10 protein-coding genes and 1 pseudogene are annotated in these 12,219 nt (G+C 44.9%); 3 read left to right on the top strand and 8 right to left on the bottom strand.

Features of this window, described 5'->3' with window-relative positions; all coding sequences use genetic code 11:
- The first annotated feature begins 105 nt into the window (after nucleotides 1-105).
- Complete coding sequence (locus QY97_RS15090) at nucleotides 106-891, top strand: glucose 1-dehydrogenase (protein WP_039236364.1); 786 nt, start codon at nucleotides 106-108, stop codon at nucleotides 889-891.
- 35 nt (nucleotides 892-926) lie between these two features.
- Here QY97_RS15090 and QY97_RS15085 read toward each other — a convergent pair.
- Nucleotides 927-1,277, bottom strand: a pseudogene (locus QY97_RS15085) (flavin reductase family protein); the annotation flags it as partial.
- 485 nt (nucleotides 1,278-1,762) lie between these two features.
- Between QY97_RS15085 and ahpC the strand changes: the two are divergent.
- Nucleotides 1,763-2,326, top strand: a complete 564-nt coding sequence (gene ahpC / locus QY97_RS15080) for an alkyl hydroperoxide reductase subunit C (RefSeq protein WP_039236361.1) — start codon at nucleotides 1,763-1,765, stop codon at nucleotides 2,324-2,326.
- Nucleotides 2,327-2,341: 15 nt separating this feature from the next.
- Entirely contained in the window at nucleotides 2,342-3,871 is a 1,530-nt protein-coding gene (ahpF, locus tag QY97_RS15075) for an alkyl hydroperoxide reductase subunit F (protein ID WP_039236358.1), read from the top strand.
- Between the two features lie 250 nt (nucleotides 3,872-4,121).
- Here the strand turns inward: ahpF and QY97_RS15070 are convergent, their stop codons facing one another.
- From QY97_RS15070 to QY97_RS15045, 7 genes are all read right to left on the bottom strand, one after another.
- On the bottom strand, nucleotides 4,122-5,510 hold the full coding sequence (locus QY97_RS15070; protein ID WP_039236356.1) for an amidase: 1,389 nt from the start codon (nucleotides 5,508-5,510) through the stop codon (nucleotides 4,122-4,124).
- 190 nt (nucleotides 5,511-5,700) lie between these two features.
- Entirely contained in the window at nucleotides 5,701-6,297 is a 597-nt protein-coding gene (locus QY97_RS15065) for a class I SAM-dependent methyltransferase (protein ID WP_039236352.1), read from the bottom strand.
- Nucleotides 6,298-6,442: 145 nt separating this feature from the next.
- Nucleotides 6,443-6,562, bottom strand: a complete 120-nt coding sequence (cydS, locus tag QY97_RS21160; protein WP_408606283.1) for a cytochrome bd oxidase small subunit CydS — start codon at nucleotides 6,560-6,562, stop codon at nucleotides 6,443-6,445.
- 24 nt (nucleotides 6,563-6,586) lie between these two features.
- On the bottom strand, nucleotides 6,587-7,615 hold the full coding sequence (locus QY97_RS15060; protein ID WP_039236349.1) for a cytochrome d ubiquinol oxidase subunit II: 1,029 nt from the start codon (nucleotides 7,613-7,615) through the stop codon (nucleotides 6,587-6,589).
- Nucleotides 7,612-8,979 (bottom strand): cytochrome ubiquinol oxidase subunit I, encoded by a 1,368-nt coding sequence (locus QY97_RS15055; RefSeq protein ID WP_039236348.1) that lies wholly within the window; start codon nucleotides 8,977-8,979, stop codon nucleotides 7,612-7,614. The genes QY97_RS15060 and QY97_RS15055 overlap by 4 nt, the downstream gene beginning before the upstream one ends.
- Nucleotides 8,980-9,488: 509 nt before the next feature.
- A complete protein-coding gene (locus QY97_RS15050; RefSeq protein ID WP_039236344.1) occupies nucleotides 9,489-10,232 on the bottom strand; it encodes a class I SAM-dependent methyltransferase in 744 nt (247 codons plus the stop codon).
- 177 nt (nucleotides 10,233-10,409) lie between these two features.
- Nucleotides 10,410-11,705: an MFS transporter gene (locus QY97_RS15045; protein WP_232506325.1), complete on the bottom strand. Its 1,296-nt coding sequence runs from the start codon at nucleotides 11,703-11,705 to the stop codon at nucleotides 10,410-10,412.
- Between the last annotated feature and the right edge of the window lie 514 nt (nucleotides 11,706-12,219).

Raw genomic sequence — 12,219 nt, 5'->3', positions numbered from 1 at the left:
TAAATCCTTGATTTAGGGGGACTTTAAATAAGGGTCATTCAAAGGGATATCTGACAATAAGGTATTTATCGTTTCTTACGATCATCATGAAGGAGGAAGCTTCAAATGGGCAATCGTTTTGATGGAAAAGTCGTGTTAATTACAGGGGCGGGATCTGGTTTAGGTCAAGCCTCTGCTTTGCAATTAGCAAAGGAAGGCGCAAAGCTTTCACTCGTTGATGTAAATGCTGCCTCGTTGGAAGAAACTAAAAGTAAGGTGTCAGAAGTTGCCCCAAACGCAGAAGTACTGCTGATCACGGCGAATGTGGCAGATGAGAAAGCGGTTGAAAACTATGTCAATGAAACAGTGGAGAAGTTCGGGAGAATCGATAGTTTCTTCAACAACGCAGGAATCGAAGGAAAACAAAATCTAACCGAGGATTTTGGTATTGATGAGTTCCAAAAAGTCGTTAGCATCAACTTAAACGGTGTGTTTTATGGGATGAAATACGTATTAAAAGTGATGAAAGAACAAGGCTCCGGCTCGATTGTGAATACGGCTTCTGTTGGCGGAATTCGCGGGGTAGGAAATCAATCCGGCTATGCAGCCAGCAAGCACGGCGTGGTCGGGTTAACAAGAAACTCGGGTATTGAATATGGTCAGTATGGCATCAATATCAATGCCATTGCCCCGGGCGCCATCATGACACCGATGGTCGAGGGATCATTAAAACAAATGGACCCCTACGACTGGGAAGAAGTAGGCAAACAATTCGTTGAGCCAAATCCGATGAAGCGTTTCGGCAAACCCGAAGAAGTCGGTTATTTAGTGGCCTTCCTGCTGTCTGACCAGTCCAGCTTCATCAATGCAGCGGTTATCCCAATCGACGGCGGGCAGTCTTATAAATACTGAGAATAAAGCGGGATGAATAGATCATCCGTATGGGATTCAACCTTTGTGAGTCCTGCCGCTTCAAACTCGTCTACTTCCGGCGGGCATGATTGAGACGTTATGTTGACAGCCTCGCGCAAATCAAAGGTGGCCATATTGTAGACGAATTCTCCTGTCTGCTCAATATTGACCGCCGTATCCTTTCTTAACTGTTCATCCCGTTGATTGATCGCAATCATCACACGCGGCGGATCAAAGCTTAAGTTTTGAAACTGGCTGTACGGCGCAAGGTTAGCAACCCCATCCTTGCTGATAGTGGAAATCCACCCAATCGGCCTTGGCACGACACAGGATTTAAAGGGCGTATACTTTAATCCATGATCATTCTCACTTGGCTTGTAATGCATGCTTCCATCCCCTTTTTAAAAATAGCATTAGAAATTGTTGATAAAATATTCTGAATAATTTAAACCCTTTTATCATCGTATAGCAAACTCCGTTACCTGTAAAATGTTTCACCCTAATTTTCATAAAAAGCTCGAGGCATACAACATTTCAGGCACATTATCTCCCCTTCCAATGGAACAGGCTCAGCTGCAAAAGCCTGCTTTGTCTTCTCATTAAACGTGTGAGAGTAATTATTAATTACCGTGCAAAATGAGAAATTTAACCTCACCCGCTCTCCTGCAAAACACCGTCAATTGCGCGTTTCTTATTCCTTCCCTCTTTCTAGGCTGGTTCTTTAAAAATCCAGGTTGCAAAAAACATTGTCGTTTTTTGTTGACAAAACAATCACTTTCTAATAATAATTATTATAAATAAAAAATCACAACAATTTAGTTATCACTTTAAATTGTTATGGTTTTTTTAAAAAATAAGGAGGAATTGGATTATGTCTTTAATCGGAAAAGAAGTACAACCATTTACAGCACAAGCTTACAGAAACGGAGATTTTCTTGAAGTAACAGAAAACGACTTCAAAGGTCATTGGAGTGTCGTTTGCTTCTACCCAGCAGACTTTACATTCGTTTGCCCAACTGAGCTTGAAGATCTTCAAGAACAATATCCTGCACTTCAAGAGCTTGGCGTTGAAGTATTCTCTGTTTCAAGAGATTCTCATTTCACACATAAAGCATGGCACGATACATCAGAGGCGATCGGCAAAATTACTTACACAATGATTGGTGACCCTGCACACGTTCTTTCTCGCAACTTTGATGTGTTTATTGAAGAATTAGGTCAAGCGGATCGCGGTACATTCATCATCGATCCTGATGGTGTCATCCAAGCGGTTGAAATTAATGCAGATGGCATTGGCCGTGACGCAAGCACGCTTATCAACAAAATTAAAGCAGCACAATATGTTCGCAACAACCCAGGTGAAGTTTGCCCGGCTAAATGGCAAGAAGGCGAAGAAACACTTAAGCCAAGCCTTGACCTTGTAGGTAAAATTTAAGGAGGCCGATGATTTATGGCACTGGACGCGGAAATTAAGTCACAATTAAACCAGTATCTTCAACTACTAGAAAACGACATTGTGCTTAAAGTCAGTGCAGGTTCAGATGACGTCTCAAAGGAAATGCTAGCTCTCGTTGATGAGCTAGCTTCCCTGTCATCTAAAATCACTGTCGAACAAGCAGAATTAACTAGAACACCAAGCTTCAGCATCAATCGTGTCGGTGAAGAAACTGGCATCACATTTGCCGGTGTCCCGCTAGGACATGAATTTACTTCTTTAGTTCTAGCCCTGCTGCAGGTGAGTGGACGAGCTCCGAAAGTAGAGCAAAATGTAATTGATCAAATCAAAAGCATTGACGGCGAGTATCACTTTGAAACATACGTCAGCTTAACTTGCCACAACTGCCCGGACGTTGTACAAGCACTGAACATTATCAGTGTGCTTAACCCTAACGTTACGCACACGATGATTGATGGAGCTGCCTTTAAAGAAGAGGTGGAAAGCAAAAATGTGATGGCCGTACCAGCTGTTTTCTTAAATGGCGAGTTCTGGAACGGCGGTCGTATTTCTCTTCAAGAAATTCTCGCTAAATTGGGCGAAGGCTTAAGCGCGGAGGATTTCAAAGATAAAGATCCGTACGATGTCCTTGTGGTTGGCGGCGGACCAGCTGGCGCAAGTGCAGCTATCTATGCGGCACGTAAAGGAATCCGCACAGGAATTGTGGCGGAACGCTTTGGTGGACAGATCCTTGACACACTAAGCATTGAAAACTTTATCAGTGTCAAAGCGACTGAAGGACCTAAGCTTGCACAGGCTCTTGAAGAGCATGTTAAAGAATACAATATTGACGTCATGGATTTACAGCGTGCGAAGCGTTTAGAAAAGAAAGACCTCTTCGAAGTGGAGCTTGAAAATGGAGCGGTTCTGAAGAGTAAAAGCGTGATCATTTCAACAGGTGCCCGCTGGCGGAATATTAACGTCCCTGGCGAACAGGAGCTTAAAAACAAAGGCGTCGCTTACTGCCCTCACTGTGATGGTCCATTATTCGCAGGCAAGGACGTAGCGGTAATTGGCGGCGGCAACTCTGGCGTTGAAGCGGCGATTGACCTGGCAGGGATTGTGAAACATGTCACAGTTCTTGAATTCGGCCCAGAGCTAAAAGCGGACCAAGTTCTGCAGGAGCGTCTTCACAGCCTGCCGAATGTAACGGTTATCACGAACGCTGCCACTCAAGAAATTACCGGCACTGATAATGTAACTGGCCTTACTTACACTGATCGTGAAACAGGCGAGGAAAGCCATATCGAATTACAAGGCGTATTTGTCCAAATCGGACTTGTGCCAAATACGGAATGGCTAGAGGGTACACTCGAGCGCAACCGTATCGGTGAAATTGTGGTAGATAAGCGTGGAGCGACTACGTTACCTGGCGTATTTGCTGCAGGAGATTGTACAGACAGCGCTTATAACCAGATCATCATTTCCATGGGCTCAGGTGCGACAACCGCATTGAGCGCCTTTGACTACCTTATTCGAAATTAATATTGAACATAAGCAGCAGGCTCTCGGTTTCACCGTTCTTTAGGCCATTTAAAATCCCTCCAACAATTTTAAATATCGCATAAAAACGGTGAAACTAGGAGACGTCAGCTGATGACATAAAATATAATTTCAGCATATTTGATTTCAGAAAATCACTGCCCTGTCCAACCAGACAAGGCAGTGATTTTCTTTTTTATCTTTAGTTTTTCTGGCTGGAAACAGATCGTTAGAATTGATAACTTCTAAACACTTAAAACTGAACAGGCTCGCCTATACAAATCCGGTCTCTTTCCTCATAAAACGGCTGCAGGTAGTGCTGTTCATACGCATAGCTTGCTTTAAATAACAGGTCCTCCCGATGTTTCTTTCCAACGAGCTGAATGCCGATCGGCAGCTTGTCGCTTGAATAGCCAACTGGAAGGCTCATCGCCGGGTGCCCCGTAATATTAAACAAGCTCGTATAGCGGATCATACAGTTAAAGATCGGCTCAGGCTTCCCGTTAAAGAGAACCTCCTCCACCCCAATCGGCTTTGTTACGGCAGGCACAGTCGGGGTCACCAACACATCAATGTTAGCGAATACGTTATCCACCTGCTGCGAAATGTTAGTGCGTTCCTTTAAGGCAGTAATGTAATCTACGCTTTTAATTTCTGCGCTCGCCTCCAGGACACCGCGAACGTCAGCGCCGTATTGATCTATGGAGCGCTCCATTCTATCTTTATGAATATATACCGCTTCGCATCCCGCCAGCGTGAAGGTATGCGGAAGTGCCGCGTTCGCCATAGACATGTCTACATCTATTAAAATAGCACCTAACTTTTCCAGGCGTTTCAGCGACTCTTCAAATTGGGCTTTTACTTCGCTCTCGATACGCTCATTAAAATAGTTCACTGGTACGCCCACTCTTAATCCTCGAATGTCGGTAGTTAAATCCTCTTCATAGCTGGTATCGGTCAGCGCCTTCATTACTAACGCGTTGTCTTCTACATTCGCTGTAATCGGGCCGATATGATCGAGTGACCAGGAGATATTAAAAACACCCTTTGAATCTAATAAATCATATGTAGGCTTCAATCCGACTAAGCCGCAGGAAGCGCTCGGAATACGAATCGACCCGCCCGTATCCGTACCGATGGATACAACCGACATGTTGGCCGCTACCGCAGCCGCCGAACCGCCGCTTGAGCCGCCAGGAGTGAATTCTGTATTCCATGGATTGCGGACAGGCCCATAGTGCGGGTTGTTCGAAGTGATGCCAAATGCATATTCGTGCAGGTTCGTCTTTCCAACGTTTACAGCGCCTGCCTGGTTCAATTGGACAACTACGCTGGCATTATCTTCAGGAACATGGTGACGATCAATTTCTCCCCCATACGTGGTAGGGATGCCTTTCGTATGAATAAAATCTTTATAGGAGACGGGAATCCCCTCTAATACTCGGATATCTTCACCAGACATTAACCTTTTTTCAACCGCTTCGGCATCCAACACGGCCTTCTCTTCTAAAATCGCAAGAAACGCATTGTAGCTGTCATTTTTCTTTTTTATGTCCTTCGTATACTCTTTGACAAACTCTGTCGGTGAAAATTCCTTCGCTCTAAACCCCTTATGAATCTCTTTAATGCTTAACCTTTTCAACTTCTCGCCCCCTAAGTTCAGAATTTTTACACTCTTATTATACCATAATAGGTAATAGTAAACTTAACTTAACACTTAGTTAAGCCTGCCTTAGAATCCTAACTAGGCCAATGACACTTCAACATGTCATTAGCCTGGTTAATATACATGGTTTTTTAGGGACAAAGTGAACGAAGGAAAGAACAAACAATCACTTTATACTGCTGCCTATAAACATGGAAGCATCCTGATTCATAAAAATGCGATGACCGTGATGAAATGTCTTCATTTCAATTGATGTAAACCCAACTTCGGCTAATCCTTTTTTCAGTTCTTCATGTGAAAAACCGTTATGAACGGTTGGATGATTGATGTTATCGTTTTTGTCAAAGTCAATAATGATGAGCTTGCCGCCATCATTTAAGATGCTGAACAGCTGTTGTAAAATCCTTTTAGTATCCGGAATGTGAAGAAGGACGAGTGACATTAAGACGATGTCTGCCTTAAGTTCAGGAGTCTCTTGAGTAAAATCTGAATGGAGAACTTTTGCGTTGGTCATTCCTTTTTGAGAAATTTTAGCTTTCGCCACCTCCAGCATTTGCTTGGATGAATCGACCAGCAACATAGAATCGACTAAATCTGATAGCTCTAAACTAACAAGGCCCGTCCCGCTCCCATAGTCTATTAGGGATTTTGATTGACTATTTTGTAATGCTGATCTTACTTCCTCGACGATCACTTTAGCTAATGCCATTCTTTCTTCCGTATCATATCTTTTGGCCAGCTGTTCAAAAACGTTATTTTCCATGTTCTACTCCCCTATTTATTAAAAATGAAGGCTGCATAGTGGTCATTCTAGCAAACTCACTACCTTAAAGATGCTTTCCCGCTCTTACCTCTTAGGCGGATTGCATATTAGGCTACCCCAGCTTATGAGACAGCCCCTTTCAAGCCTATTTTCTCTCTGCCTCTCCCTTTGACACCGGCTTGTCCATCACGGCCGAGATAAAAGCCAAGATGATCGCACCGATCAGGACGATAAATGGAGCATAGAACATCAGAAATTCCTGCATGCAGTGGTTCCTCCTTCCCTTCCATCAGGCATGTTCATCTTCCTTCCGCCCTCTTACATACTCCTTGTTAAACAAAAACAGCCGAAGCAGCAAGAAAAGCGACGGAATCAGCAGGCAAAAACCGAGGATAAATGCGATAACAAGCGCGGCAGCCATCGCCGTGTTCGTGAACCCGTCATAGATGGTCAGGTGCGGATAAAGCAAGTACGGATAATGTGAAATGCCGTATGCATAGAAAGCCAGCGCAAATTGGCCGATGAGGAGCCAGAACGCCAGTCCGTAGTTCTTCCGCTTCCACAAAAGCCACACCGTCCCAATAAAAAGCAGAAATGATAAAGCGAACATCCACCAGAGATCCAGCAAGCTCTCGTAGTGTTCCGTGTTGTGCGCACGAAGCTCCCATATAATCCCGGAAGCCGTGATGATGGTCGGCAATGACCAGATCAGTGCATACTTTCGAAGGAGGTCGGTCGCTTCCCGGTCGCCTGCTTCGTTGGCGTACCATGTGAGGAAGACGGCGGAAACATAAAGAACGGCAGCGATGCTCAGGACGACGATTGACCATGTAAGCGGACTCATGAAGAGCTCGCGGTAGTTGAGAATCGGCTGTCCGTCCACCATTTCAACAAAACCGCCCTCTGAGATCGTGAGAACAATCGACAGGGAAGCGGGCAGGAGAATGCCTGCTGCTCCATACATGAACGAATAGCCCTTGTGACCTCGTGCGCCATATGTTTCAAAGGCGTAGTACGAGCCGCGAATACCGAGAAGCAGGAGTGACAGGCTCAACGGGACAAGGAGAACCGTTCCATAATAGAAGGCCGTCGACGGGAAAAATCCGACAATCCCGACGAAAAAGAACACAAGAAAGACATTGGTGACTTCCCATACCGGCGAGAGATAGCGCTGAATGACGTTCGTCAAAATCCGATCCTTTCCGGTCAGGAGGCTGTAGGCGTTAAAGAACCCTGCGCCAAAATCAATGGAGCCAACGATCACATAGCCAAAGAGAAAGCTGATCAGCACCGTAATGCCTACAATTTCAAGTGTCATTCTTCATCACCGCCTTTTGTCTGTCGTTCTGCCGTCTTCTCCGCTTCACGGTCTAAAATTTCTCGTTCCACCGGGTTTTTTCGGAACATGCGGGTAAGGACGACGACACTGCCGACACCGAGAATTAAATACAAGAAGGCGAACAGGTACAGCATCGTGCCGACGTGTCCGCTTGTCGTGGCCGCTTCCGGTACTCTCATGAGGCCATGTAGAATCCACGGCTGGCGCCCGACTTCCGCATACCACCAGCCGGCTTCAATGGCGATAATGGTGAGCGGCCCGCCGGCGACGATCAGCCAGCGGAACCAGCGCGACTGGATAAAGGTCCAGTTCCGCTTCATCCCAATCCAGTACAGCCCCGATAGAAGGATCATGAACATCCCAATCGTGACCATCGTATCAAACAGATAGTGGACGTAAAGCGGCGGAATTTCATCCTCTGGAAATTCATTCAGTCCGGTGACTTCTGCTGAAGGATTGGAGTGCGCAAGAATGCTGAGTGCAAACGGAATTTTGATCGCATATTTGACTTCTTCCCCATCAAGCACACCATACAGCATAAGCGGCGCTTCTCCCTCCGTTTCAAAATGCCACTCGGCCGCCGCCAGCTTCTCCGGCTGGTAGGCAGCAAGGTATTTCCCTGACAGATCTCCAATCAGTAAAGCGCCAATGGAAAAGATAAGGCCAAGCTTCATAGTTAAGTAAAGGGCTTTTTTGTGATAGATGTGATCAGAGCCTTTGAGCAATCGAAATGCGGCAATGGCAGCCAGGACAAACGCGGCGGTCATGTAAGCCGTAATGACGACATGCGCCACCTTCGTCGGCATGGCCGGGTTAAACATCGCCAGTACCGGCTGAATGTTCACGAGCTGTCCGTTCATGACGTCGAAGCCCTGCGGTGCGTTCATAAATGCATTCACGATGGTAATAAAAACAGCCGAAAATGACGCCCCTAACGCCACTGGCACGAGCAGCAGCAAGTGCTTCTTCTGGTTATCAAACCGGTCCCATGTATATAGATAGATACCGAGAAAAATCGCTTCAAAGAAGAATGCGAACGTTTCCATAAACAACGGCAGGGCAATGACCTGGCCGGCGAGCTCCATAAAGTTCGGCCATAAGAGAGACAGCTGCATGCCAATCGCCGTTCCCGTGACAACTCCTACTGCCACAGTAATGACGAATCCGCGTGCCCACCTTCGCGCAAGCAAAATATAGTGCTCATCGTTCTTTTGGATCCCTACCCACTGGGCGATCATAATCATAAGGGGCACCCCCACGCCGATGGTGGCATAGATGATATGGAAGCTGAGCGTCAGTTCCGTGAGTGCCCTTGAAAAGAAAACCGCTTCCTCATTTGCCATGGAGCCCAACCTCCTTGCGTAGTAACGGGAGCCTCGGATGTGGAGCTTTCATTCAGCCTCCGAAGATCCTCCCAACGATAGACAGCAGCATAATGGCTGCGACAATAAAGGCGAGCCACATGAGCCGCCGTTCCTGTCCTTTGTACATCGTGTCACGCCCCTTCTTTTCCTTATTATGGCCCTATACCTTTCTTCATAACCGTGGGAAGGCAAAAACTTGAAGCCTGATGACGAATGCGTGACAGCTGGACTTGTCAAGGAGGTTCTGGAGTCTCTTTATTTATCGCTCGATCATTCATGTAAGTGTATAGTTTTATAAAAGCAGCTCACAGACAGGCATTGTAGTGTACGAACCATAAAAAAGAATCCATTTTGAAAAAGAGATTAATCAAAATGGATTCTGATTTGGCAGATGTAAAATGAATCATTTGGCAGCTATACTGCTCTGCAATGGCTCCTTGCATTAAAAACGGGAATTGATGTAGCAATCAATTCCCCGAATCTCTCTATTATATTTTTTTCATTCCGTAGAACACATAACTGTAATCATGAAAATGATGATGGTAAAGATTGATTTCCTGTCTAATCATATTTACCACATTCAAAGCCGCAGGGGTATCATTATATTTGTCTTCCATCTCTTTGAGACGACGCTCAAGCGGATGATAATATTCTAGCCAGTCTTCCTTCGGCAAAACAAATGAAAAAGCATAGGCGTATTCCAGGTCAATGAGTTGATTGACTTTATTGGAAATAGTATTAATCTCTGGATACCCTTGCATCCAAAACTCTTTACTTTCCTCAGAAGGCTTCGCGTGCAGCCATGAAATTTCACTGCATACTAGATAGCCATTCCGCTTTAATAAAGGTTTCCACTGCTTGAGACCTTCTTGAAATCCTGCAATATAAATCGAGCCTTCTGCCCAGATGAGATCAAATGTTTCTTTGGGAAAGTCCATCTCAAACATGGAAGCATTCAGGACAGTTATTCTGTCCTCTAACCCTTTCTTGTGAAGATGTTTCTTTAACATATCCAAGAATGATTGACTTGTATCAATGGCTGTTATGCGGGCATTGGGAAATACTTCAGCTAAAATCAATGTATGAATGCCAGTTCCGCACCCTATATCTAGAATATTTAATTCTTTTTCTTTATCTACATTTACTAATGCAGCTGCTTTTTTTGTTGATTGTTCGCTGCCGGGAGCCAAACGTGCCAGTCCTTCGAACGCTTCATAAAAGTATTTTTCCATGAGTAGACACTCTCCTTAAAGGTTTTATTTATTAAGAGAAAGTACCTATCAGCTCTAAACATAAGTTGAACAAACAAAAACCTCCAAATTAAGATGTGCTCATTTTTATACATTCTCACGGATCTGTCAACATCGACTAACTAATCCATCACTGCCCAAAAGCACTAAAATGGGTAGTCATATTTTGTGTTGACGAGACCAAATGACGATCGGAATCAGCAATAAGGTTAAGGTGCCTCCAAGAAGTGACAATGTGGAATAACTTGAACCGGCCATAATCACTCCGGATAAGACTCCTCCTAATGCGCCTGATAGAGCAATCCAAACATCTACAGCCCCCTGCGTTTTAGCCCGAGTAGCCGGCGGAGTGGCATCTACAAGAATAGCTGTGCCGCTAATTAAACCAAAATTCCAACCGAGCCCAAGCAAAGCCAGGGCTGTAATGAGCGCGGCTATCGAATCAGCAGGCCCCATCGCGGCTAAAAGGCCAGAAGCAAGCAGCGTAACAGCCGAAGCCACCGCCATAACAGCGCGGCCAATTTTATCCACAAGATAACCAGTAACTAATGAAGGCAAAAACATAGCTCCTATGTGGAATCCAATCACAAGTCCTACTTCACTCAGCCCGTGTCCATGATGTCCCATATGTATCGGTGTCATCGTCATAATGGCCGTCATCACAAATTGAGTTAGAACCATGACTGCAGCCCCCGCAAAAATACCTCGCCTGTTTATCGATAACCAATCAGGATTTTTCTCTGAAAGTGAATGACTGTTTGTTCTTTGAGCCTCAGATATGGCTTTTGCCACAATAAAGGGATCAGGACGAAGGAAAGCCAAGAGAACCAACCCAGCAAGTATGTAAGCCGCGGCAGCTAATATAAATGGGCCAGCTAAAGCAGGAACTCCTATCGATATAGCAAACCCGCCCATGACATCTACCAGGTTTGGGCCTGCCACAGCACCGAATGTGGTGGAAACCAAGGCTACACTAACAGCCTTTGCCCGTTGTGTGGAATTTGCCAAGTCAGTTCCTGCGTAGCGCGCCTGTAAATTGGTGGCTGATCCAGCTCCATAGATAAGCAGTGAAGCAAATAAAAGCAGAATACTATTTGTTAAGGCTGAAAGGATGACGCCAATGGCACCGAGACCCCCAGCCAAAAATCCTGCCGCAAGTCCAGAACGACGGCCAAACCGTTGAGACAGCCGCCCTACAAGCAAGGCAGCCCCTGCTGATCCTAGAGTAAATAATGCTGTAGGAATGCCCGTTACACTATCCGTACCGAGCATGTCTTGGGCTAGAAGTGCCCCTACGGTTATTCCCGCGGCCAGTCCCGCTCCTCCAAAAATTTGGGATATTACAACAACCATCAATGTTCTTTTATATAATTGCTGTTGTTTTTCTGGAGAACGAATGTAGCTTTGCAGCCAAGCTGGTGGAGCGTCTACCTCTTTTAATCTATCTTGTAACACAATCCAACCCCCTTCCTAGAGAACGAATCTTATTTCTTATCATTCTTCAACTAGATTTGAATTATCATACCACGCACGAAATAGCCGCACAATATTATCATTGTGCGGCGAACAATAAGCGCCTTTAAAAGAAGAAGAAATGAATAAACTTCAGAACAACAGTGAAGATCTTGCGAAATCTAAAACAAAGAAATACGAATTGAAAGGAAGCTTTGAATGCCAAGATGAGTTTCCCAAAACCTATAACCATAAAGAAGAATATAGACCATTTAGATTTAATAGTTGTTCCTTTAGACAGGAAACAAAAAGATGGTGCAAACATCAAAGTTTGCACCATCTTTCATTCTGTTGATAAAGTCTTCTGTCAATGGACAAGCAATGAAAAAATATGTAGAATCTCCTCAGAATACATGAAAGAGGAGATTTTTTTATGTTCTTTTCTCACACCTACCAGGAAATTGAACAAAACCGGGCGTTCTATCTTCACATGTATGATGCTTCCCATCAGCTTGTC

It is taken from the genome of Bacillus thermotolerans (assembly GCF_000812025.2).
Taxonomy (GTDB): domain Bacteria; phylum Bacillota; class Bacilli; order Bacillales; family Domibacillaceae; genus Quasibacillus; species Quasibacillus thermotolerans.
The sequence above is the reverse complement of the archived record's forward strand: the minus strand, read 5'-3'. Positions and strand labels throughout refer to the sequence as shown.

Excerpts from the sequence above, each read along its gene's own strand:
- QY97_RS15090 (WP_039236364.1), top strand. The coding sequence starts at position 106 with ATGGGCAATCGTTTTGATGGAAAAGTCGTGTTAATTACAGGGGCGGGA.
- ahpC (WP_039236361.1), top strand. The coding sequence starts at position 1,763 with ATGTCTTTAATCGGAAAAGAAGTACAACCATTTACAGCACAAGCTTAC.
- ahpF (WP_039236358.1), top strand. The coding sequence starts at position 2,342 with ATGGCACTGGACGCGGAAATTAAGTCACAATTAAACCAGTATCTTCAA.
- QY97_RS15065 (WP_039236352.1), bottom strand. The coding sequence starts at position 6,297 with ATGGAAAATAACGTTTTTGAACAGCTGGCCAAAAGATATGATACGGAA.
- cydS (WP_408606283.1), bottom strand. The coding sequence starts at position 6,562 with ATGCAGGAATTTCTGATGTTCTATGCTCCATTTATCGTCCTGATCGGT.
- QY97_RS15060 (WP_039236349.1), bottom strand. The coding sequence starts at position 7,615 with ATGACACTTGAAATTGTAGGCATTACGGTGCTGATCAGCTTTCTCTTT.
- QY97_RS15055 (WP_039236348.1), bottom strand. The coding sequence starts at position 8,979 with ATGGCAAATGAGGAAGCGGTTTTCTTTTCAAGGGCACTCACGGAACTG.
- QY97_RS15050 (WP_039236344.1), bottom strand. The coding sequence starts at position 10,232 with ATGGAAAAATACTTTTATGAAGCGTTCGAAGGACTGGCACGTTTGGCT.